Raw genomic sequence first — 23,940 nt, forward strand, 5'->3', positions numbered from 1 at the left:
CCGCCGACCGAGAAAGACATTGGACTATGAGACACCGGGTGATCTGTTTTCAGCAGCCCTTGCCAATGGCATTTGAGCGTTGCACTTGAAATGCGAATGTAAGGCCGTCTGAAAAATATTTTTTCAGACGGCCTTTTGTATTATAAAGCGCCAATCTCTCGCGCATAATCGTCTAGCAGCGCAAAAAAGCGGTCAATTTCATCGGTGTGGGTGTAATGCAGGCAACCGATACGCAAGAAGCCGTGTTCGACCAAATCCAAATGGCGTACCACATTCAGCGCATAGAAATTGCCTGCACCAAGTGCAATATTTTTTTCGCCCAACCAGCGGCTGACCGCGGCGGCATCGCAGAGTTGGCCGTCTTTGACTAAATTGAAAGCAAAGGTCGGCGTGCGGTCGTTTTCGCTGTTTTTGCCATAAAGGCGGATATAGGGGCGTTGGGCGATATGCGCCAACACGCGCGCGCTGATGCTTTGTTCATAGGCTTCGACTTGGCGGTAGCTTTCGGCTAAGGCTTCGCGGCGGCCGTCTGAAACTTTGCCGCCTAAGTTTGCCCAGTAATCAATCATGGCCACAAAACCGGCTTGCGCTTCAAATGACTGCGTGCCTTGCTCCCAACGGTTGGGCGCGATGTCGGCAGCGGGCTCAACTTTGTATGGTTTCAAATCGGTTAAATGCGCTTTTTTGGCGTACATCATGCCTAAGTGCGGGCCGCCGAGTTTGTAGGCAGAAGCAAAGAAAAAATCGCAATCTAGGGCTTTCACATCGGGCAAACGGTGCACCGCCGCATGCACGCCGTCCACGCTGACCCATACGCCTTTTTGTTTGGCCATTTGAATCAGTTTGGCGGCATCGGGAATGGTGCCCAGCACATTGGATGCGAGTGAAAATGCCAGCAAGCGGGTTTTGTCATCAATCAAATTGGCCAGTTTGTCGGCATCCAAATCGGTGCCATCTGCCGTGAGCGGCAGGGTGCGGACTTCTACGCCGCGATCTTCGGCGGCGCGCTGCCATGATGAAACGTGGGAAAAATGGTCTAGGCTGCTGACGATGATATTATCTCCGGCCTGCCAAGTTTGCGCTACCGCGCGGCTGATGTTGAACATCAAGCTGGTAGAGTTTAAGCCGAACACAATTTCATCGGCATTGCAGCCCAGCCAATCGGCGGCTGCGGTGCGAGCAGCTTGATTTACCGCTTGGGTTTTCAAACCGGCCTCGGCGTAGCCGCCCAGATTGCTGTTGTAGCGGCCAAGATAATCGGTGATGGCGAGCAATACTTGTGTCGGTACTTGGCTGCCGCCGGGGCCGTCGAGCAGCAGCGGCATCTGGCCTTTGTCATCGGCTTGAGACAGGGCGGGAAAATGGCTTCTGATGGTATCAATAGGGTAGTTCATATTCGTTCTCTTTGGTCGATTAGGCCGTCTGAAAGGCAGGGGTGCTTTCAGACGGCCTTTTTATTGTAATGGTGTGTTTAGGTTCGGTTGGCGGTTAAGACAAACAAATCCCAGTAGCCGGCTTGATCTTCTTCAATAGCAGTAACGGGCGAAGCACTGTGCCAAATGGCTTTGTCATTTAACACGCAAAAGTCGCCCGCTTGCGGTGTGCAGGCGGCTAAGGTTTCGTTATCGTTTTGGTTTTGCCATAGATAAAGCTCGCCGCCATCGGCATTGTGGCGGGCAACGGTGAACACGCCGATGCGGTCGAAGCCATCTTGATGCACACCTTCGGGCGTGGCCACGGCAGCTTCGGCAGCCGATTTGGCAATGATGCGCATTTGATGCACTTCGATTTCGACGTTTTCCGGCAAATCGGCATAATCGGCAAACGATGCCATCATATGGGCAAAGCCATCGCTGCGGATGGTTTCATCGGTTAAGTCGTCGTAAGTGCGGGCGATGTCGCCTTGAAAGCGGTTTAAATCCGAGCTTTGCACAAACTGCGCACCAGCTTGTAATTCGATGTTGCCGCTGCTGCGCTGATAGTCGAATTTGGAATAGCGGCGCAGGCGGTAGGCACCATCTTTGTATTGGCTTGGTTTGAGTGTGTGGAAGGATTGGCCGAGTTGTTGGGCGGCTTCAGGCGTTAAATTGCCCATGCGGTAAACAAATTGATCCATGCTGATTTTCTCCTGAATTTTGTTCTTTGGAATGTGGCCTGATGCTTGTGGCAATGGCTAATCGGCATATTATCGTTGCTTTTTTGATTACGCAATCATTTTGTAATTGAATGTAGTCATTTATGACTTTGGCAAAATAGGCCGTCTGAACACAAAAAAAGCAGGATTCTTACGTTGAAGAATCCTGCGAATAATTGCTTTTAAATTTTAAGGGTTTAGTGTGATTTAGAATCGCTGTTGTCTTTTCCGTTACCGTTACCATTGCCGTTATTTGGTATGTGCACCGGATACACCAATTGCAGCGGATTGGTTTTGACTTGCGTCCACACGTTTTTGATTAAGTTCGACATGCTGCCGATTTCAGTGCCGCGAGAGCGTAGGGCAACATATAAAGCCAAAACAAAGCTGACAATCAGGTTCACCGTGCCGATGGCCAACACACCAATCATGCCGTAGATAAAGGCAGCTGCACCAATATCGCCGCTTACTGCCGCATAACCCAAGTTGGCTGAAGAGAAGGCCACATGGCGGATGTCGAGCGGCAGGTTGAAGAGATGGCCGAAGAATCCTGTCATGCCCAGCAGCATACCGAAAATGAAATTGCCCATCAGCGAGCCGTAATGGTTGTGCATGTATTCGGCAAAGTGCTTGCGCAAGGTAGCAGGCATGATTTTGCGTAAAAGCGGATTCACGGTTAGGCGGTTGCGCAAGTCGAGATAGTCGGAGCGGTTGTCAAAAAAGCCGGCGATAATCCCCGAGCAAAACAGCCAAACGCCAGCAATCGCGGCATACCACAATGTTGGCTGGGTAAAGATATCAATCGATTTCAATTGATACGCCACACTTTGTTCGCTCAATAAAGGCTGTTGGTTGCTGCTGATAAAAGCTGCCGAAATCATACCCGCCAACAAAATCGCCACCACCACATTGCCAAATACAGCCACACTTTGCGAGCGGCATACGTCAATCAACAGCTTGGCCAATTTATTGTCAACCGCACGGCCGCGTTCGTTTAAATCGACTTTCTCGGCAAAGCGCGCGGCGGTCATGGCAGGCTGTTTGGTGGCGACGGTGAAATGCAGCATATGAATAATCATAAAGCCTATGCCGTAATTCAGGCCGGATAAAACAGAGGTGAAAAATTCGCTGTAGCCCAGCGTGCCAATATGGATTTTATTCAGCGCCATCAGCGCGATAATCACACCGCCACCGGCTGCCGAATAGAGCATGCTCATGTATTCTTTGCGGTCACGCGTGATGTAATGTTCGCCGTGGTTACTGGTATTCTCGGTAATGCTGCGTGCCAACATACGGATACTGCTGCGGCGTAATTCGCGCGTGCTGTATTGGCCGACAGCGGCATTAATCAGGTAATTCATCAACACAACAGTCAAACGTGTGCGCTGCTGCGGCTGGGTTTGAATGTCGGTTAAGAGTTTCAGACGGCCTATGGTCTGCTGCAGGCGCTCTAATAAGTGCGCCACTTTGACTGATGAGCCGGAGCCTGCACCGGTGCCACGACGGGCGAGATATTCCACTTGTGTCACGCATTGGTCGAACATCACTTCCAAATGCGCGGTATCGTAAGGCGTGGTTTCAAGGCGGTAATGCTCAATCAGCTTGGCCATTTCACGTTGCAAGCCGACAAAAGGCGAATCGGAATGCAGCAGGCGCGGTGCAATGCGCACCAATTCCGGCTCGATGGCTTCGGAAGCAATCCAAAGCGAAAGCATTTCCATTGAGCGCAGCAATGAATCGGTCAGCTTGCGTTGCACAATTTGCAGCAAGGTCGGATCGGCATGTTCTTCAATCAGCTCGTATAAGGCCAGCCATTGGCGCAGATTGAGGGTTTGTAGCCATTTTTCGTCGTTTTGGGTATGGAAAAGATAGAGAAAAACTTCCAATAAATTACTGAAATCTTTGAAAGACGGGCTGAAGCGTTCATAAATACGGCTGCTGATTTCGCGGATAAAACTGTCGCGCGAAAAAAGGCCGAGCTTAATCAGCGCCGGATAAACGTGTACCTTTTCCAGCCAAATATAAAAGCGTTGGCTGAATTTGCGCGCCAAATCCGGATTGTCTTTCAGCGTGGCAATGATTAAATCAAAACGCTGTGATGCTTGTCTTCTACCGCCGCTGCGCAAAAATTCGATGATGGCGTTGAGAATCAACACAAATTCTTTACTTTCAAGCGCTTCGCTGAGCTGTGTGTGCAGGTTTTGGGTAGTGAGTTTTTTCATTGGGTGTTTTCCATAAAAAATATGGGCTTGATGATGTTGCTTGAGATAGATAGCACAAGCCGTTGATTTTTTTATGTATGGCTAGGTTTAATATGAATAGGCACACGCGTGGCGTCAATTATAACCTGATTTTGCTTTGCTCATGTGTCAGGTGCAACAAAAGCACAAGCTAAACATTTTATATTTGAATACATCAGAAAAGGCCGTCTGAAACGTTCAGACGGCCTCAGTGAATGGTGCTTTAGAGATTTTGGCTGTCTAACCAACGTTCTGCATCCAAAGCCGCTTGGCAGCCTGAAGCCGCGCTGGTGATGGCTTGGCGGTAGGTGTGGTCTTTGACGTCGCCTGCTGCCCACACGCCTTCGATGTTGGTCGCACCGACATTGTCTGCCGTGCCGCCTTTGGTTTGCAGGTAGCCGGTGGCATCCATATCCAATTGGCCTTTGAAAATATCAGTGTTCGGCTTGTGGCCGATGGCGATGAATACGCCTTTAACATCGATGTTTTCAGTGCTTCCGTCGTTGTGTTTCAAACGTGCGCCGGTCACGCCCATATCATCGCCCAATACTTCGTCTAAGTTGGCATTCAGCTTCAGAATGATTTTGCCTTCTTCAACGCGTTTCATCAGTTTATCGACCATGATTTTCTCGGCGCGGAAAGTATCGCGGCGGTGGATCAGGGTAACGGTTTTGGCAATGTTGGCCAAGTAAAGCGCTTCTTCAACGGCAGTATTGCCTCCGCCGACCACGGCCACATCTTGCTCACGGTAGAAGAAACCGTCGCAAGTGGCGCAAGCAGATACGCCTTTACCGGCGAAGGTTTCTTCGCTCGGCAAGCCCAAGTATTTGGCCGAAGCGCCGGTAGCGACAATCAGCGCATTGCAAGTGTATTCGCCCATGTCGCCTTTGAGCGTGAACGGGCGGTTTTGCAAATCAACTGTGTGGATTTGGTCAAAAATCATTTCTGTGCCGAAGCGTTCGGCGTGGGCTTGGAAACGCGCCATCAATTCAGGGCCTTGTACGCCTTCAGCATCCGCCGGCCAGTTGTCCACTTCGGTGGTGGTCATCAATTGGCCGCCTTGCTCGACACCGGTAATAATCACCGGATTCAGATTGGCGCGCGCGGCGTAAACGGCGGCGGTGTAACCGGCAGGGCCCGAACCCAAAATAATCAGTTTGTGATGGTTGCTCATGCTGTTTCCTTTATGGTTGGCATTTCAGATGGCTTATTGTACTGAAAAGGCGTGTGCTTTGGAATAAATGGTTTTTACTATCTTTATAGCAATAAAATATATTCAATTAATCAGATTTTTTATTTTGATATATTTTAGAAATGAATAAGGCCGTCTGAAAGAAAAGTTTCAGACGGCCTGCCTGTATTCAATTAACGGCGGCGGCCAAAACCACGGCGAGCTGGGGCAGCACGACGGGTGTTAGACGGCGCAGCCTGAGTTTGGCGGTAGTTCGGTGTGGTGGCGGCACGGTTTTGCGCCGGAACAGAACGGGTGTTCAGTTGCTGGCTGGTGCGTGCGTTCGGACGGGCACTTTGGTAATAGCTGTTGCGCGCGCGTTGGGCAACCGGGCTGTTTTGATTATTGGCCTTAGTGAATTTGTTGGCTAAAGCGTTACCGATAAACGCACCGGCAGCGGCACCAATCAAGCTTTGCAGCAACCAGCTGCCGGTAGATTGGTCGTAAATATATTGTTGGCCGTCGGTGCCGGTAACAGGCTCGCCGTTGCCGTTGTTGGCCAAGGCTTCGGCAGGAATGGTGTCTTTAACGGCATCTTCTGCCAATTGATAAACAGTGTTGTCTTCTTGTGCGGTGGCTTGGTTATTTTGTTGGCTTAATTGTTGTTGCAGCGCTTCGATTTGTTTTTGCTGTTGTTCCAATTTTGCTTGAGTATCGTCTTTGCAGGCAGCTAACGCGAAAGTCGATAATACGGCTAAGGCAATGATTTTTTTCATTTTGGCTTCCATAATAAGATGGTGTTGTGTCTAAGCCGATTGACTCGGCAAAATCCGTCAAACAGATTATGAGTCGTAATATAGGGGAAATTCAATATTTATCAAGTCGGGTTGCGGTTTTTTTACAAAGGCAAACGTGGCAATTTGGCGGCAAAGGCTAAAGTGTTGGCGATTAAATTGCCTTGGCTTTCCATTTCGTGTTCGGTTTCGATGATGAGCAGATTGGCCGGACGGTTGGGGTGCAGCGCCATTTGCATATCGGCCGGCGTAAACGGCAAATTATGTTTGAACGCGAAGGCTTGGGCGCGTTGGTTGGCGGTTTTGAGCATCGGGATTAAGGTGATGTCGAGATGAAAGCGGCGCACGCCCAAAACCAAAATGCGGGCGGCAAAGAAATCGGCTTCTTCGGTGAACACGGCCGGGCTGGCTTGGTTGAACTGATGGCGCTCGGCGGCGATTAAGGTGGCGATGGTGCGGATACTCGGCAGCATGGCTTCGCTAATCAGGTTTTCCGAAGCATCGGGCAATGTGCCGTCGCACAAATCGCTGCGGTGGATATTGCCATCGACAATCATGCGGCAGCGGTGTAATGGGTTGGTTTGGGTGAAGGTGGTGGTGGCGTGTTTCATGGGTTGCTCCTTAAAAAGTTTGGGTGTTTTTGATTTTTTGGGCGGCAACCGTTAAAGCTTGAAAACAAAAGTGCCGCCCGATTTACGTGGCGGCATGTTTCGCGTTTGCTTATTTCTCTATGCTTCAGACAAGCGCAAAAAAGTACCGCACGTCGGTGTGGTACCAATAGAAATAAGAAACTGAGCGAATTTGCGTTTGCATGATGGAAAATTTGCTTTAATAAATGAATGATTGGGCTTAAGTTTAAAACAAAAAGTCGAGTAATTTCAATATCCAATTCACAAATGCGATTAACATTTGTATAAGTTGTTGTAATCCTTCCAATTTATTTTACCTTATTACTGTGTTTAAGTGGCATTATACTGGATTTTTACCGCCAAACATGTAAAGGCCGTCTGAAAAAAAAGGCCGTCTGAAATCTTTCAGACGGCATAAGCTACTTCAAGGTGGAGGAAAATCGAGATAGTTAATCAATACACATCGCGTTGGTAGCGTTTGTCTTCACGCAAATCGTTGAGGTAGTCTTCCGCATCATCGCGGCTCAATCCGCCTTGTTCGGCAATCACGTTCAACAAAGCTTCTTCGACATCGCGTGCCATGCGGGTTGCATCACCGCACACATACACATGCGCGCCTTCTTGCAGCCATGCCCACACTTCGGCGGCGTTTTCCGTGATTTTGTGCTGCACATACACTTTATCTTTGCCTTGGCGGCTCCAAGCCAAATCGGCGCGGGTCAGCAAGCCGTTTTTGCGGAATTGCTGCCATTCGATTTGATACAGGAAATCATCGGAAAAACGTTGGTTGCCGAAGAAGAGCCAGTTTTTGCCGCCGTCACTGTTGGCTTCGCGTTGCTGCATAAACGAGCGGAACGGGGCCACACCGGTGCCTGCGCCAATCATGATAATAGGTGTGTCGCCGTTGGCAGGTAGGCGGAAATGTGGGTTGGGCTCAACGAACACTTTTACTTCACCGCCTTCTTCCAAACGCTCGCCGATAAAGCCCGAAGCTGCGCCGGTGTAGGTTTGGTCGTGATGGTCGAAACGCACCACACCGACGGTGAGATGGACTTCTTCGCCGACTTCATCCTGCGCCGAAGCGATGGAATACAGGCGTGGGGTTTGTGGACGGAACAGGCCGAACAGGGTTTGCGCGTCCAAAGCTTTCGGGTAAGTCGCCAACACCCCCACAGGCGGCGTAATCGCCAGATAGGCATCGAGTTTGTCGCTGTCGGACACGATTTCACGCAACTCGGCGTGGTCGGTCAATTCGGCATAATGCTGCAAGAAAGCCGGGGTATTTTGCGTAATGTCGGCAAACTCGGTTAAGGCCGTCTGAAGGTCGGTTTCTTTGCCATCGGCGAGTTTGACCGTTTCCGAGCCACTTAATTGGGCAAGATTCAGGATTTTTTGCACGGTATCGGGCGCGTTCAACGGCCAAATGCCCAACGCGTCACCGGCTTGATATTGAATGCCGGAGCCGCTCAAATCGATTTCGACGTGTTCAACGTCTTTTTCGGAAGTGCGTGCGGTAATTTTTTGGCGCACGGATAAAGTGGCGGTGTAAGGCTGTTCTTTTGTGTAAACCGCGCCGCCACTTGCAGCCACCGAAGCGGTGGCTGCATTTTCCGCAGGTGCGGCAGAGGCTTGAGTAAAGAGTTCGGCCACTTTCGGCACCAGCGCATCCACCCACGCATCGGCAGCGGCTTGGAAATCCAAATCACACACGCCCAAATCAGTCAAACGGCTGCCGCCCAATCCGGCGAATTTGCTGTCGAAATCTTTACCGGCTTGGCAGAAATTAGGGTAAGAAGAATCGCCCAAACCCAATACGGCAAAGGTCAGTTTGCTCAAATCAGGTGATTTTTTGCCGAACACGAATTTATACAACGGCACTGCTTCTTCCGGCGGTTCGCCTTCGCCTTGGGTAGACGTTACCAGCAGTAAAATGTCTTCTTCAGGTAAGGTTTTGCTCTTGAAGTCGGCCGCGCCAACCAAGCGCGCACTCACGCCGGCGGCTTCGAGTTTCTGATGCAGGGATTCGGCCACGCGGCGGGCATTGCCGGTTTGCGAAGCAGATAATACGGTAACACGGCGGGCGACAGTAGGGGCAGCGGCTTCGGCGGCAAATGCAGCCGGTGCCACACCAGTGCCGCTTGCTGCGCCTTGGCTTTGCGCCCAGCAATAGCCCGACAGCCAAGCCAGTTGGGTTGGCGACAGGGCAGATAATTGCGCCGAAATTTCGGCAGGTAACGGATTGGCTTGACTCATGACGGTTCCTTTGTCGAGGCGGTGCGTTGCTGAATATTGTCGGCAACGGCCGCCACATTTTGATTTTTTGCTGCGTATGTCTGCAACGGCAGGCATTTGAAGGTAGCGTTACTTTATACAGGCCGTCTGAAAAAAGGAAAGAATGGTTGGTTTTAATTTAATGCGTTTTCGTTATAAGTTTTCAGACGGCATGTACCATAAGGTCGTCTGAATCAGTAAGATATTCATTATTTGAACAAAATAAGAAAAAGCCGTCTGAAATGCACTCAGACGGCTTTTTTAATACAACAAACTGGTTTCAGACGGCCTGAAAAATAGTGAGCCGTCTGACAAGATTACGCACCATAAACTGGATATTTATTGCATAATTCGGTCACTTGTTCGCGCACTTTGGCCAAGTTCGCTTCGTCTTCCGGATTTTCCAAAACATCGGCAATCAAGTTTGCCAGCACACGGGCATCGGCTTCTTGGAAACCACGGGTAGTCATCGCAGCAGAACCGATGCGGATACCTGAAGTCACGAATGGTTTTTCAGGGTCGTCCGGGATAGCGTTTTTGTTGACGGTGATGTGCGCATTGCCCAAAGCGGCTTCGGCAGCTTTACCGGTGATTTTCATCGGTTGCAGGTCAACCAAGAAAACGTGGCTTTCAGTGCGGCCGGAAACGATGCGCAAACCGCGTTTCACCAATTCTTCTGCCATCGCCGCAGCGTTGACTTTGACTTGTTTGGCGTATTGTTTGAATTCAGGTTGCAGCGCTTCTTTGAATGCCACGGCTTTGGCAGCGATAACGTGCATCAGAGGGCCACCTTGCAGGCTTGGGAAGATGGCTGAATTCAAGGCTTTGGCGTGGTCTTCGTTACGGCACAAAATCACACCGCCGCGTGGGCCGCGCAAGGTTTTGTGGGTGGTGGTGGTGACGAAATCGGCAAAAGGCACCGGATTCGGGTATTCGCCACCGGCCACCAAACCGGCATAGTGCGCCATATCGACAAACAGATACGCGCCCGCTTTATCGGCGATTTCGCGGAATTTTGCCCAGTCGATTTCCAAAGCGTAGGCAGACGCGCCGGCCACGATCATTTTTGGTTTGTGTTCCAAAGCCAAGCGTTCAACTTCAGTATAATCCAATACTTCGTTTTCATCCAAACCGTAAGTTACGGCATTGTATAATTTGCCGGAAATGTTCACACTGGCACCGTGGGTCAAGTGACCGCCGTGTGCCAAGCTCATGCCCAAAATGGTGTCGCCCGGTTGCAATACAGAAGCGTAAACCGCTTGGTTGGCTTGTGAACCAGAGTGTGGCTGCACGTTGGCATAAGCCGCGCCAAACAATTCTTTCACGCGGTCGATGGCCAATTGCTCGGCCACGTCAACGTGTTCGCAACCGCCATAGTAACGTTTGCTTGGGTAACCTTCGGCATATTTATTGGTCAATTGTGAGCCTTGGGCTTCCATAACGGCGCAGCTGACGTAGTTTTCAGAGGCAATCAGCTCAACGTGGTCTTGTTGGCGCTGCACTTCCAAATCCATGGCGGCGGCTAATTCTGGGTCGTATTGTGCGAGGGTTACGCTTTTTGAAAACATGGGCTTATCCTTTGTGGTGGAATGGTTGTGAAAGGGGAAATGATGTTGCAGATAAATAAGCTGAGTAATGTACCAAATTGGCTGGAATTGTCAACAATTTTAGGCAGTCATAGCGAAATATTATTGAGGCCGTCTGAACATTAGCGATCAAACACATCTTCCTGTTTTAAATAAAAATCGATTTTGCCAATGAGTTGTTCCAAATCATATTCAGCCTGCGCCGCTTTCAGGTTTTTGGCCAAATCTTCCAAAGCCAACATCTGCAAGCGTCTTTCTTCCAAGCGGCGGGCTTCCTCGCTGAAAACTTTCACGTTATCAGGCAAATCAAATGCCACATCATTGCCGTCAATCGGGTAAAAGGCTTCATCGTGAATGCTGAATTCGCCGCTTAATTGGGGCGCATGGTCGTAATCGGCATCGTTGATGAGCATCCAGTAAGGGCGGTCAGCAAATAATACAAATTGCCCGCCCGCACCGAAAACGGCACGAATTTTAGTCATGTTGGCCGCCGCCCAGCCAGCCTTGTTGGAAAATCAATGGCTCATTTTTCGGCTCGGTGCTGCTGTAATAGCGGGCAAATTTTTCGCGGTAAGGCAGCTTTTCACGCGCTTCACCAAATTCGGTCATGGTTTGCTCATAGGCTTCGAGGCCGTCTGAAAGCGTTTGGTCGTCGGGATAGCGGTTTTCAGCGTAAACGGTGTGTTCCGGCAAACGCGGTTTGACGCGCATTTCAATGTCGGGCGTGCCGATACACAGGCCGAATAGGGGGAACGTGTTTTTTGGCAAATTCAACAATTCGATAATATTCGCCGCAATCATGCGGATGCCGCCGATATAGCAAGTGCCGTAGCCCAGACTTTCTGCTGCGACAACGGCATTTTGTGCCGCCAGAGAAGCATCGGTGACGGCGGTAATTAAGTTATCGGAATGCGAAGCCGCGGTAAACGTGCCGTTATAGGCTTGCGAACACAATTCGCTGCGGTGTAAATCAGCGATGAAAATCAGAAAAGTGCTGCAGGTGGCAACTTGCGGATTAGCAGGTTGCAAGGCGGCGATTTGGCTGCGTAAGTTTTCATCGGTGATGTTGATGATGGTGTAGTGTTGGCCGTTCATCCATGAAGCCGCTTGGCGTGCACAATCGATGATGGTTTGCACGTCTTCCTGAGGCATGGTGATGCCGGTTTTGAAGTGACGGAATACGCGGTGGTTTTTCATGGTTTTGATGGCGTGATTCATGGTTTTGTCCTTGCGGTTGCGTGTTTTACTGATTGTAAGGCGGTGTTTTTACGCCGTCTAGAGGAAAGGTCATCCCTTGATAGAAGATGTTTGGTGGATATTTGATTTAAAGCAGATTACAACCGCAAAAAAGCTGGCTAAAAATATTGCCTTTGCTATAATGTAATCAAGAAATCGACAACACAACACAGGTTTCACCGTGTTATTTTTACTTTGATTTAAAAAAGAGAGGAAAACAGTATGTTCCCAGAATATCGCGAATTGATTTCTAAATTAAAACAAGAAGACGCACACTTCGCCCGCTTGTTTGACGAGCATAACGAATTGGACGACAAAATCACTGGCTTGGTAAACAATCCGGTTACTGCTGGCGCGGATGATATTGAAGAGCTGAAAAAAGAAAAATTGGCATTGAAAGACCGCTTGTATGAAATTTTGTTGAAAGCCGACGGTAAGGCTTAAGCATTGATTTAAAAGGCCGTCTGAAACGAATGAGTTTCAGACGGCTTTTCTTTTCACTTAATTTTAATGTGTTGAAAATCAGATTGAATTTGTTTTATACGAAGAATGGTAGTAAACGTAGGTCGGATACTTGTATCCGACGTTCTAAGATGCCTATAAAGATGATAAAACCATCATATGACATAAAAGCTGACAATCAGTTCGCAGCCTTGCCGTTCGTTTAAGAATGTCGGATACAAGTATCCGACCTACAACTAAAACGAATAAGTTTCAGACGGCCTTTTTTTACACCCAATCTGCCAAATCTTCCGCATCAATATCCCACGACCAAATGCCATTTTCCGTGCCGTTCATGCCGCGTAAAAACAGATAGCGCACGGCAATTTGTGGCAAAGCAAGGCCGCGCAGTTTGAAATAGCGGCCGACGGCAATGGCGTAAATCAGGGCTTGCAGGTAGTAATGATGTTCGCCCATGGCTTCGTTCATGGCTTGCGGGGTATAGGCTGCTGCGTTGGCACCCAAGTAATTGGATTTGTAGTCAATCACGCAGACTTGGCCGTCTGAAGCGATGCAGGTCATGTCGATAAAGCCGTTTAGATAGCCTTGTACATCTTGAAAATCCAGCCTTTGCGCCGCTTCGATGCATTCCGGCGGCAAACCTAAATGCGGCTGGGCAAACCATGCGCGTAATGCGGCTAGGTTGAAATCCTGCATATACAGAGTGAAGCCCATTTCGGGTAAACGCTCGCTCGGCTGAATGTCCGATAAGGTATCTTTGCCTGAAATCGGCGTTTCACGGCAACAATCCAGCATGGTCATCACAGCAGGCAGCCATTTTTCTTCAAAGCCGTGGCGGGTTAAGGTTTCCAAAATCTGCTCGCTTTGTTCGGCGGCAGAGCGTTGGAAATCAAGGTTTTCCAGCATATCGTGCAGACACAAGCCGGCATTGGTGCCGCGCGGGAAATGGTGAATGCTCAATTCGTCATGGTCGATTTTTTCAACCACGTTTTCAGACGGCCTGATGTGGCTTTCTGCGGCATCCAAGCTCGGTTGTAATTCTTCGCGTTCGCTGTCGTGCGCTTTGACGTGGCGGCTCAAACCGGTAAAGCTGGTATGGCGGATGTATTCAAATCCGCGCGGCGGAATATCGGCGGCTTGATATTGCACTTCGGTTTGTTTAGCAGAATGATATGCGGCTGATGGAGGTGTATCTTCCGTGAATACAAAGTCGGTATTTTCGTTTTCGGCTTGCTTGTTGATGAATCTTGCCCAATTGTTTTTCAACATGGCCATTTCTGCTGCGCCTTTTCCGGCCTTGCGCTCGCCTTCATAAGCAGCTTTGACGGCTTCACGCGTGCTGTCGGCATGGCCTTCGAGCAGGTAGGCGAAAGTATTGTCGTCGGTATCTTGGCAGTAGGCAGCGTAGATACTCAATTGTTCTTCGGCGCGGGTGAGGGCAACATAAAGCAGGCGCAGGCGTTCGGCCATTTCTTCATCGGCCAATTGGGTATGGTCGTCGTCATCAAGCTGATGTTCGGCCAGCAATTCGCTTTCGCCGCCATCGCGGTGCAGAATCTGCCAATCGTGCGCTTTATTGTCTTGCGCGTCCCACACAAACGGGCAATACACCAGAGGATATTGCAAGCCTTTGGCCGCGTGCATGGTGACGATTTTGACCAAGGCTTCGTCGCTTTCCAAACGCAAGACATTGTTGTCGCCGGCCTTACCGTTTTCGGCCAGATTGATTTGCGCCAGCAGCCATTGATGCAGCGATGCCGGGCTGTGGCTTTGCTCGTTTTCTTCGGATAATCGTTCCAGCAGTTGATGATAATTGGTCAGGCTGCGGCCGTTGCCGTCTGAAAGCAGGCGGATTTCGATGCCGTGTTCGGCGGAAAAATGCTGCATGGTGGTGTAAATGCCTTTTTGCTGCCATAGCTGGGCGGCGCGTTCTGCTGAATCAATCCACGCCAACAGGCCGGCTTCGCTTTGGTTGAGCGCGTAAAGTGCATCGGCATCGTAGCCGAACAGTACACCGCTTAAGGCAAAACGCAGCGATTCGGTGCGGCGCGGATTGAGCCAGAAATCCAATAAAGCCGCCAATCCTTGTGCTTCGGGCGATTCGAACACGGATTCACGGTGCAGCAATACGCTTTGAATGCGACGCGATTTCAGGGCTTGGGCAATCATGCTGCCTTCGTTGTGGGTGCGTACCAATACGGCAATGTCGCCCGATTCCAGCGGCCGCTCTTTGAAATTCAGACGGCCTTTCGCCGCTTCATTTAAGGCAAAAGCGATTTCATCGGCGCAATATTCGGCGGCACGTTTGCGTAAGACATCTTTGTCTAGCGGCTCGGTTTCATTGCCGTGCAACCAACGAACCTGAACAGCAGGGCGGCTCGGCGACAAGCGGCTTTCTTCACGCACCGCACCAACCGGATTGTAATCAATGTTTTCCAATACAAACGGGCGGTTTTTGCATTGAAACAGCGCACCGATGCCGTTAATCAGTTTGGCATGGCTGCGGAAATTGGTCGCCAGCGTGTAATGCTGCTGCGCATCTTCCGCCGCTTGCAGATAGGCATAAATGTCGGCACCGCGAAAGCTGTAAATCGCCTGCTTCGGGTCGCCGACCAAAAACAAAGGCTTGTTTTGGCGGATAAAAATCTCGCTGAAAATCTGATATTGCAGCGGGTCGGTGTCTTGGAATTCATCAATCAAGGCAACCTGCCATGTGGCTGCCACGGCTTCGGCCAAGGCTTGGGCATGCGGATTGGCCGGTTGCAATGCGTTGAACACATCCAGCAGCAAATCGTCAAATGTGCGCTCGCGGCGGGATTTTTTCTGTTCGGCCAAGGCTTGGTTGATGTGGTCGAGCAGGTCGAGCTTGAGCAGGGTGAGGGCGTTTTCTTCTTCGTCGGCCGCGGCCTGCAGTTTTTCGCCGAGCAAACCCAAACCGTGCAGTTCGGCTTCAGTCTGGCTGCTAAGGGATTGTTTTTTTTTAAGTTTTTTCGGCAGCACGTCGGCACGCAGGTTTTCCAGCCGTTTGAGCGAATCGGCGTCGGACGGGGGCAGACGGCCGGTTTCGGCGGCGTGCCAAAGTGCGGCAAACAGGCTTTGATAGGAAGGTTTTTTGAAAAACGTACCGCTCAAAATGCCGCCGTCAAATGCCTGCCAAAACGCTTCTTCGATATTTTTCAGACGGCCTTGGATGTTTTCCCACGCTTGCTGCAAATCCGTTCGCGCGGCGGCCAAACCGTTTTCAGGCCGTCTGAAAACCAGATAGGGGCGGCTGACGAAAGGGCGGATTTCGGCGAGCATGGTTTGGGGCGTTTCGCGGTGGCGGAACACCAGTTCGGCGGCCATCGGATCGTTGCTGATCCGTTCGCGCCAAAAATCCTGCGCCGGCACCAGCAAACGCTCGCGGCTGTCGTCGGCGAGTTCGACATCAAATTGCGTTTGGCACAAAAAGGCGAAATCACGCAACACGCGCTGGCAGAAGCCGTGGATGGTGTAAATCGAAGCGTTGTCGAAATCGCCGATAGCCGCTTTCAGGCGCACGATTAAACGCGCTTGGCTTTCTTGCGCTAATGCTTGTTGCAGTAAGCCTTTGAGAAACACATCGCCGGGGTGTTCGCGTTCGCAATATTGATTGAGGCCGTCTGAATCTTCGGCGGCGTTTGCCACGCTTTCCAAAGCTTGCAATACTTCGTCCAAACGCGCACGCAAGCGGGTTTTGAGTTCGGCGGTGGCGGCTTTGGTAAACGTGACGACCAAGACCTTATCCACCGGCATTTTTTCCAACACAATCAGGCGGGTAAATAGGGCAGCGATGCCGTAAGTTTTACCGGTGCCGGCGGAGGCTTCAATCAGGTTGGTGCCTTGAATGGGAATCGACAGCGGCGCAAAAGCGTGAACGGAATGGGACATAATCGTAAAAGGCTTAAAGTGAAAAAGAATGTGCTTATCATAGCAGAGGCCGTCTGAAAACTCATGGACTTTCAGACGGCCTGTTCACACCAAATTGCCGATTAAAGGTTTTGCAAACGCTCAACCGACGGCGCGAAATAATAGGCACCGGAAACGGCAGTTGAAATATGCTTCAGCAGCAAATCGACTTTGTCGTCTGCCTCGCCAAACATGCTCAATAATTGCGCTTCAATGTTGTGCAGCGTGTGGCAATAGGCAAGGAACATCAAGCCGTGTTCGCCGGTGATTTTGCCGTAAGGCAGGCTGCGGCGCACAATTTTCAGGCCGACGCCGTTTTCTTTCAAGTCCACACGGCCTAAGTGTGAGTCGGCCAAGCGCACACTTTTATCCAGCTCTTCGTCGGTTTCCTTGCTGCGGCCGATGTAGCTTTCTTGGTGTGGCACATCAACTTTATTCCAGCGTTTCAAATCGTGGCGGTATTTTTGCAGCAACACATAGCTACCGCCCGCATCAGGCTGGCCTTCGGGAATAATGCCTGCTTCGTAAATGGCTTGGTCTTGCGGATTTTCCGTGCCATCGACAAAGCCGTCCAAACCGCGCTCTTGATACAGGCGGTAGCCGTGTTCTTCGGTGACGATGGTTAAGCTATCGCCGAAGGTTTCCAATACGTCTTGCGCCAAAGCCAAAGCGGCATCTTGTTGCAGCGATTGAATGTGAATCAACACGTCTTGCTGCGTGGCAGGTGCCAAGCCGTTGCCCAGAGGGGTAAACGGTTTGATTTCACGGCCTTCATCGGCATGGCCGAAAATACGCCAAGCTTCGCTGCCAAAAGCAATGGTCAAGCCCAAATCAGCTTGCGGAAACTTGGTCTGCAAAGCCTGAAGATGGGCAACGCTCTCGCGGCAGGCGGCTTTAACGGCATCGATTTGACCGATGCGGATATCGGCTTCGATAAACACGCCCGATTTGGCGTGGTCAGAAATAATGGCGGTTTGCGGATTCATGGTTTGCTTCCGAATATCAGTTTTCATCAGGCAATATTATAACGCAATTTACCTAGGCGGTTTACAGTTGCTTGCGTTCAGACGGCCTTTGTTGACACGGCTTTATGCTAGAATGTGCGCCTTATTTTCAGGCAGGTTGATTCATGCGTATCGGATTTTTTATTATTGTGTTGGTGTTGATGCAGCTCTTTACCTTTGGTCTGGGGCGCTCGTTGCAATGGCTATTGGCACCGTTTATTGGCAAACGCGGCCGCCGCTGGCTGATGGGCTTGGCTTATTTGATTACCAACAGTTTGATTGTCGGCCTGTTCTGGCCATGTACACAACGGCCAAGTGGCACCGGCCAACTTAATCGTGCAAACCATCAACCGCGTGGCCTACGGCTACGAAGCCATCGGCAACGGCCATTATTTTGTGACATCAGGCTACGGCTTCTGGGGCATCCCGATGCGCTTGGGCTCACAGGCGGAAGTGTGGATTATTGATGTGAAGGGGCGATAAGCTTGATTATACAAAAAGGCCGTCTGAAAATTCAGACGGCTTTTTTTGATTGCAGACAAGTAAAGGTTGCCGATTTTATTCAGCCACCAATACTTTTTCTTTCAAAGTTTTCAACACGTCCTTCACCGTGTTAATCCGCACATCAATATTTTCCATTTCCGCGCTATAGCGCAACTTGTCGGCACCGGCCAAGCGGTATTTTTTGTTGGTTTGAATCAACATGATGATTTCGGTCGGGTCGATGCGATTGTTTTTACCGAACGTGACGGTAACCGCTTCATTGGTGGCATCGATGCCGGCAATGCCCATTTCTTTGGCTTGCAAACGCAAATGGTGGCTTTCAATCAAGGTTTTCACGGCAGGTTCGGTCAGGCCGAAGCGGTCGACCAATTCTTCGTGAATGGCGTTGATTTGTTCGCGCGTTTCGGCGGTGGCCAAGCGTTTGTAGAGCACCAAGCGTTCGTGAATGTCGGGGCAGTAATCATCGGGCAGCAGCGCAGGGCTGTGCAGCTTGATTTCGGTAGTCACACCCAGCGGCGCATCCAAATCAGGCTGGCGGCCTTTTTTCAAATCGCGCACGGCTTGCTTGAGCATCTCGGTATACAGCGTGAAGCCGACCTGCATCATCTCGCCGCTTTGGCCTTCACCCAAGATTTCGCCTGCGCCGCGGATTTCCAAATCCTGCATGGCGAGGGTGAAACCGGCACCCAATTCATCGGCGGCGGCAATCGCATCCAAGCGTTTTTCGGCATCTTTGGTGATGTATTCGGGGGTGAGCAGGTAGGCGTAGGCTTGGTGGTGGCTGCGGCCGACGCGTCCGCGCAGTTGGTGCAGTTGCGCCAAGCCGAATTTATCGGCGCGGTTGATGATGATGGTGTTGGCGTTGGGGATGTCGATGCCGGTTTCGATAATGGTCGAGCAGAGCAACACGTTAAACCTTTGCTGTAAAAAGTCGCGCATCACTTGTTCCAACTCGCGTTCACGCAATTGGCCGTGTGCCACGCCGATACGGGCTTCGGGCAACAGGACTTCCAAGCGTTCGCGCATGTTTTCGATGGTATCGACTTCGTTGTGCAGGAAAAACACCTGACCGCCGCGTTTCAATTCGCGCAACACGGCTTCGCGCACGCTGCCTTCGCTGAACGGTTTGACAAAGGTTTTGACGGCCAAGCGGCGGCTCGGTGCGGTGGTAATTAACGAAAAATCGCGCAAGCCTTCCAATGCCATGCTTAAGGTGCGCGGAATCGGGGTGGCGGTCATGGTGAGGATGTCGACATTCGCGCGCAGGCGTTTGAGCTGCTCTTTTTGGCGCACGCCGAAGCGGTGTTCTTCATCGATAATCACCAAGCCGAGATTTTTAAAGTGGATGTCATCCTGCACCAGTTTATGCGTGCCAATCACGATATCGACCGTGCCGTCGGCCATGCCTTCCAAGGCGGCCTTGGTGGTTTTGCTGTTGTTGAAGCGCGATAAAGATGCCACTTTAACCGGAAAATCGGCGAAGCGGTCGGCAAAATTTTGCGCGTGTTGTTCGACCAAAAGCGTGGTCGGTGCCAACACGGCCACTTGTTTGCCGCCCATCACCGCCACAAATGCGGCACGTAAAGCCACTTCAGTTTTGCCGAAACCGACATCGCCGCACACCAATCTGTCCATCGGCTTGCCTTGGGTCAAATCCTTAATCACTGCAGCAATGGCGGCGGCTTGGTCTTCGGTTTCTTCATAGCCGAAACCATCAGCAAAGGCTTGGTAATCCAATTCGTTGATGTCGAATTTATGGCCTTCCTGTGCGGCGCGTTGGGCGTAGAGGTTGAGCAATTCGGCAGCGGTGTCACGCGCTTTTTCGGCGGCTTTGCGTTTGGCTTTGTTCCATGCTGCGGTGCCAAGTTTGTGTAATTGCACATTATCGTGCGCGTGGCCGGAATAGCGGCTGATGAGGTGCAACTGCGACACCGGCACATACAATTGCGCTTCGCCCGCGTATTCGAGCAGCATCATTTCGGCGGTTTCGCCGCCCAAATCCATGGTAACCAAACCCATATAGCGGCCGATGCCGTGTTCTTCGTGCACCACCGGATCGCCAAGGTTGATTTCGGCCAAATCGCGCAACAGGCCGTCTGAAACATCGGCGTGTTTTTTGCGGCGGTTGGTTTTGCGGGATTTGGCGACGTATTGATACAAATCCGATTCGGTAATTACGGCGATGTTTTGCTCGGGCAACTGGAAACCGTAAGCCAGCGGTGCCACGGTAATCATTAAAGGCTCGTGTGCCGATAAAAAGCCTTGCCAATCGCTCACGGCTTTGGCTTTGATACCGTTTTGCTGCATAAAGCCGGTCATGGTTTCGCGGCGGCCGAGACTTTCGGCGCATAACAAAATACGCCCGTCAAAAGCCGTCTGAAAATCGAGCAGGGCTTGAAGAGGTTGTTCTGCTTGGCGGTTGACCGCAACATCGGGCAGGTTTTGGTCGTGACTGAACACATCCGGCCACACTTGGGCATATGCTTTCAGACGGCCTGCGAATTGGTCGGAGGTGAGATACAAATGCTGTGGAAGCAAAGGCGGGTAAGTCTCATCGCCTTGTGCCATTTGGTAGCGTGATTTGACATCGCTTTGAAAACGCGCGGCTTCGGCATGCACATCGCCCAAGCAGACAAACAGTGCATCATTGCCGACATAGTCAAACAGCGTATCCAACTCGTTTTCAAAAAACAGCGGCAGATAATATTCCACGCCCGCACCGAAATGGCCGTTGCTCACCGCTTTATACACTGCCGCTGCGTGATAGTCGGCATCGATTTCATCGCGGAAACGGCTGCGGAAGATTTTTTGCGCATCGTCGTCGGTCGGGAATTCGTGCGCGGGCAGAAGGCGGATTTCGCTGACCGGCGCGACGGTGCGCTGAGTGTCGGGATCAAAGGTTTTGATGCTGTCGATTTCGTCGTCAAACAAATCCAAGCGGTAGGGCATATCGCTGCCCATCGGGAACAAATCAATAATGCCGCCGCGCACGGCAAATTCGCCTGTGGCCACCACATTCGATACATGGCTGTAACCGGCTTCAATCAAATTGCCTTTGAGCGCATCCAAATCCAAAGACTGGCCGGTTTTCAGCCAAAACGTGCGTCCGGCCAAGAATGACACCGGCGATAATTTCTGCATCGCCGTTGCCACCGGCACAAATAGCACATCCGCCGCGCCGCTTTTAATCTGCCATAAAGCCGCTAAGCGTTCCGACACCAAATCGTGATGCGGCGAAAAACGCTCGTAGGGCAGCGTTTCCCAATCGGGCAGGAAAACCGCCGTATCGTGTGGCCGGAAAAACTGCCACGCCGTCTGAAGACGCAGGGCTTGCTCGGCATCTTGGGTCAACACCACTTTAAGCTGCTTGTGTGGCAAATGGCGTGCCAAAGCCAACGGCAATGAGCCTTGCGAGAGATTGAGCCAACGGGTTTTTTCTTGAGGTTTGGGAATCGGATAAGTCATGATGGCAGATGAAAACAGGTTGAGGCCGTCTGAAAGGTTTCAGACGGCCTGAATGTTAGGAATGCTTATTTTATCAGAGAAATAAAATCATGTTGGCGACAGAAAGACCAAGTAAGCGAAAAATCATCGTAGCCATAGCGTGATTTTTGCGGTTTGGTATTATAATGCGATGCACAAGATGCCTTATTTGGAAATATATGTTTCAGATTCACAATCGCCGCTATTTGGGCAGCAAATTCAAGCTGCTGGCTTTTATTGATAACGTGATTGGCACACACTGCCACGATTGCCATACCTTTACCGATTTATTCGGCGGCACAGGCGTGGTCGCGCATCACTTCAACGACCGTTTCCGCATTCAAATCAACGATACTTTATTCGGCAATTTTTTGGCTTATCAAACTTTCTTGGCGGATGAATCGGTGAATTGGCCGCAAATCAAAGAATTAATTGACGGCTACAATCAATTAACCGATATGCCGTCTGAAAACTATTATTCGCACCATTTTGCCGACACCTTTTTGAGTCGCCAAAATATGCGCAAAATCGGCGTGATTCGTGACGACATCGATGCTTTGTTCGCCCAAGGCAAAATCAATGCACGTGAACAGGCGGTGTTGATTACATCATTATTGTATGCCATCGACCGCATCGCCAATACTGTCGGCCATTACGATGCTTTCCGCCGCAGTGGCGATTTGGCCAAGCCGCTGGTGTTGCGTTTGCCGCAAACACAAGAAGCACACAATCAGGGGAATCAAATTTTTCAGCAGGATGCCAATGAGCTGGTGAAAAGCATTCGCAGCGACATCGTGTATATCGACCCGCCGTATAATTCGCGCCAATACGGCGATGCTTATCATTTTTTGGAAAATGTTGCCGTCAACGCCAAGCCTGAAGTGCACGGTGTGGCGCGTAAAATGGACAGAAGCCATCTAAAAAGCGATTATTGCACGCAAAAAGCAGCGGCGCAGTTTGGCCAATTGATTGAAAACATTGATGCCAAATATATTTTGGTGTCGTATAACAATACCGGTTCAAAAATCAATTCACGCTCGAATGCCAAAATTTCCGATGTACAAATCATGGAAATTTTGCAGAAAAAGGGCAAAGTGTCGGTATTTGAGCAGGATTTTCATGCGTTTACCACCGGAAAAACCCAGTTGACCGAGCATAAAGAGCGTTTGTTTTTGTGTAAAGTCGGCATTCGTGACGAATCGTTTGCATTGATGCCCTCTAATGAATCGAATGAAACCATCGTCAAATCGCCGTTGAACTACACCGGCGGCAAGGGCAAATTGTTGCCGCAAATCAAGGCCAAGCTGCCCGAGCCTTTTGGTGTGTTTTACGATGTGTTTTCAGGCGGCGCCAATGTGGGCATCAATGTCTTGGCTGATGAAATTATTTGCATTGATAAAAACCAGCAACTGATTGATTTACTCAATTTTATTCAAAGCCAAAGCTATACCGATTTGGTAGCGCAATTGGAGCCAAAAATCGCGCATTACGGCTTAAGCGATACTTTCCGCCACGATTACGATTTTTATGAATGCAACAGCAACAATGGTTTGGGCAAATTCAATAAACAGCCATTTGCCCAATTGCGGCAAGATTACAACCAATCGAAAGACAATTTATTGTTTCTGCTGCTGATTTTTTACGGCTTCAATAACCAAATCCGTTTTAACCAAAAAGGTGAATTCAATTTACCGGTGGGCAAGCGCGATTTCAATATCAGCCTGCGCAACAAGCTGCGCTTGTTTATGGAAAGGCTGCACACGCGCCATATCCGTTTTGCCTGCCAAGATTTCCGCGATTTAGACATTGGGCATTTACGGCAGCAAAACGCCTTTCTCTATCTTGATCCGCCGTATTTGCTGGGCACGGCGGTCTATAACGAAAATGGCGGCTGGACGGCGCAAGATGAGCGCGATTTATTGCAGTTTCTCCAAACCTGCAACGCGCATCAGATTCGCTTTGCCTTATCTAATGTGATGAAACACAAAGGCAAAATGCATCAGCAATTATTGGATTGGTGTGTTGAACATGCGTTTAACATCAACTATTTGAATTTCCATTACCAAAACGCCAATTATCAGGCGAAGCACAAAAATAGCGAAACACAGGAAGTGTTGATTACCAATTATTGATCAAATAAAAAGGCCGTCTGAAAATAAAACAAGTATGGACTGCACCCCAAAAGTTGGACACTTTCCCCCCAACTTAAAAAGGTGCAGTTTTCTTATGTCCAAATATACACTAGACTTCAAATACCGAGCCGTACTCCATTACCATCAAGTGCACAGCCAACAGCGCACCGCAGACCATTTCAACGTCTCACGCACACATCTGCGCCGTTGGATTGCCGCCTACTGCCAAGGCGGTATAACCGCACTTCAACACCCACAGGCTACGCTTATGAAGACTATGCAGACCAAACGCAAGAATCCCTTTATCGTCGACAAACCCGACCATGAAAAAACTCAGGCAGAGCTGATTGAAGAGTTACGCTACATG

16 protein-coding genes and 1 pseudogene are annotated in these 23,940 nt (G+C 50.3%); 4 read left to right on the forward strand and 13 right to left on the reverse strand.

Translation table 11 applies throughout. The features are described from left to right. Window positions 1-140 precede the first annotated feature (140 nt). From CRG49_RS07415 to CRG49_RS07460, 10 genes are all read right to left on the reverse strand, one after another. The gene (locus CRG49_RS07415; protein WP_095501790.1) at window positions 141-1,394 is read right to left on the reverse strand and encodes a cysteine desulfurase-like protein; all 1,254 of its coding nucleotides are present in this window, start codon (window positions 1,392-1,394) and stop codon (window positions 141-143) included. A gap of 77 nt (window positions 1,395-1,471) precedes the next feature. Further along, window positions 1,472-2,116: a 2OG-Fe dioxygenase family protein gene (locus CRG49_RS07420; RefSeq protein WP_095501789.1), complete on the reverse strand. Its 645-nt coding sequence runs from the start codon at window positions 2,114-2,116 to the stop codon at window positions 1,472-1,474. Between the two features lie 215 nt (window positions 2,117-2,331). Further along, window positions 2,332-4,356, reverse strand: coding sequence for a site-specific recombinase (locus CRG49_RS07425; RefSeq protein ID WP_095501788.1), 2,025 nt, complete (start codon window positions 4,354-4,356; stop codon window positions 2,332-2,334). Between the two features lie 241 nt (window positions 4,357-4,597). Further along, on the reverse strand, window positions 4,598-5,548 hold the full coding sequence (trxB, locus tag CRG49_RS07430) for a thioredoxin-disulfide reductase (RefSeq protein ID WP_095501787.1): 951 nt from the start codon (window positions 5,546-5,548) through the stop codon (window positions 4,598-4,600). A gap of 191 nt (window positions 5,549-5,739) precedes the next feature. Then, window positions 5,740-6,321: a hypothetical protein gene (locus CRG49_RS07435; RefSeq protein WP_095501791.1), complete on the reverse strand. Its 582-nt coding sequence runs from the start codon at window positions 6,319-6,321 to the stop codon at window positions 5,740-5,742. A gap of 122 nt (window positions 6,322-6,443) precedes the next feature. Beyond that, window positions 6,444-6,950 carry a hypothetical protein gene (locus tag CRG49_RS07440; protein WP_095501786.1) on the reverse strand — a complete coding sequence of 169 codons (507 nt, stop codon included), beginning with the start codon at window positions 6,948-6,950 and terminating at the stop codon, window positions 6,444-6,446. A 471-nt stretch (window positions 6,951-7,421) separates the two neighbouring features. Further along, a complete protein-coding gene (locus CRG49_RS07445) occupies window positions 7,422-9,221 on the reverse strand; it encodes an assimilatory sulfite reductase (NADPH) flavoprotein subunit (protein ID WP_095501785.1) in 1,800 nt (599 codons plus the stop codon). A gap of 335 nt (window positions 9,222-9,556) precedes the next feature. After that, window positions 9,557-10,807 (reverse strand): serine hydroxymethyltransferase, encoded by a 1,251-nt coding sequence (glyA, locus tag CRG49_RS07450; protein WP_095501784.1) that lies wholly within the window; start codon window positions 10,805-10,807, stop codon window positions 9,557-9,559. Between the two features lie 140 nt (window positions 10,808-10,947). After that, window positions 10,948-11,307, reverse strand: a complete 360-nt coding sequence (locus tag CRG49_RS07455; RefSeq protein ID WP_095501783.1) for a hypothetical protein — start codon at window positions 11,305-11,307, stop codon at window positions 10,948-10,950. Beyond that, window positions 11,300-12,043, reverse strand: a complete 744-nt coding sequence (locus CRG49_RS07460; RefSeq protein ID WP_095501782.1) for a nitroreductase family protein — start codon at window positions 12,041-12,043, stop codon at window positions 11,300-11,302. The genes CRG49_RS07455 and CRG49_RS07460 overlap by 8 nt, the downstream gene beginning before the upstream one ends. A 240-nt stretch (window positions 12,044-12,283) precedes the next feature. On the opposite strand from CRG49_RS07460, the gene CRG49_RS07465 reads away from it, so the two are divergent. After that, window positions 12,284-12,505 (forward strand): YdcH family protein, encoded by a 222-nt coding sequence (locus CRG49_RS07465; RefSeq protein WP_095501781.1) that lies wholly within the window; start codon window positions 12,284-12,286, stop codon window positions 12,503-12,505. A 285-nt stretch (window positions 12,506-12,790) separates the two neighbouring features. Here CRG49_RS07465 and recB read toward each other — a convergent pair whose 3' ends face one another. Continuing rightward, a complete protein-coding gene (recB, locus tag CRG49_RS07470; RefSeq protein WP_095501779.1) occupies window positions 12,791-16,432 on the reverse strand; it encodes an exodeoxyribonuclease V subunit beta in 3,642 nt (1,213 codons plus the stop codon). A 101-nt stretch (window positions 16,433-16,533) separates the two neighbouring features. After that, window positions 16,534-17,436, reverse strand: coding sequence for a Dyp-type peroxidase (locus CRG49_RS07475; RefSeq protein ID WP_095501778.1), 903 nt, complete (start codon window positions 17,434-17,436; stop codon window positions 16,534-16,536). Window positions 17,437-17,745: 309 nt separating this feature from the next. Between CRG49_RS07475 and CRG49_RS07480 the strand changes: the two are divergent. Continuing rightward, window positions 17,746-17,937, forward strand: a pseudogene (locus tag CRG49_RS07480) (metallophosphoesterase); the annotation flags it as partial. A gap of 75 nt (window positions 17,938-18,012) precedes the next feature. Here CRG49_RS07480 and mfd read toward each other — a convergent pair. Beyond that, a complete protein-coding gene (gene mfd, locus CRG49_RS07485) occupies window positions 18,013-21,423 on the reverse strand; it encodes a transcription-repair coupling factor (RefSeq protein WP_095501777.1) in 3,411 nt (1,136 codons plus the stop codon). A 197-nt stretch (window positions 21,424-21,620) separates the two neighbouring features. Between mfd and CRG49_RS07490 the strand changes: the two genes are divergently transcribed. Together CRG49_RS07490 and CRG49_RS07495 are read left to right on the forward strand one after the other, a co-directional pair. After that, window positions 21,621-23,573: a Dam family site-specific DNA-(adenine-N6)-methyltransferase gene (locus CRG49_RS07490; RefSeq protein ID WP_198515152.1), complete on the forward strand. Its 1,953-nt coding sequence runs from the start codon at window positions 21,621-21,623 to the stop codon at window positions 23,571-23,573. A gap of 94 nt (window positions 23,574-23,667) precedes the next feature. Next, the coding region (locus CRG49_RS07495) for a helix-turn-helix domain-containing protein (protein ID WP_097784577.1) at window positions 23,668-23,940 on the forward strand (273 nt) is incomplete at its 3' end.

This window comes from Neisseria sp. N95_16 (genome assembly GCF_002551535.2).
GTDB lineage: Bacteria > Pseudomonadota > Gammaproteobacteria > Burkholderiales > Neisseriaceae > Neisseria > Neisseria brasiliensis.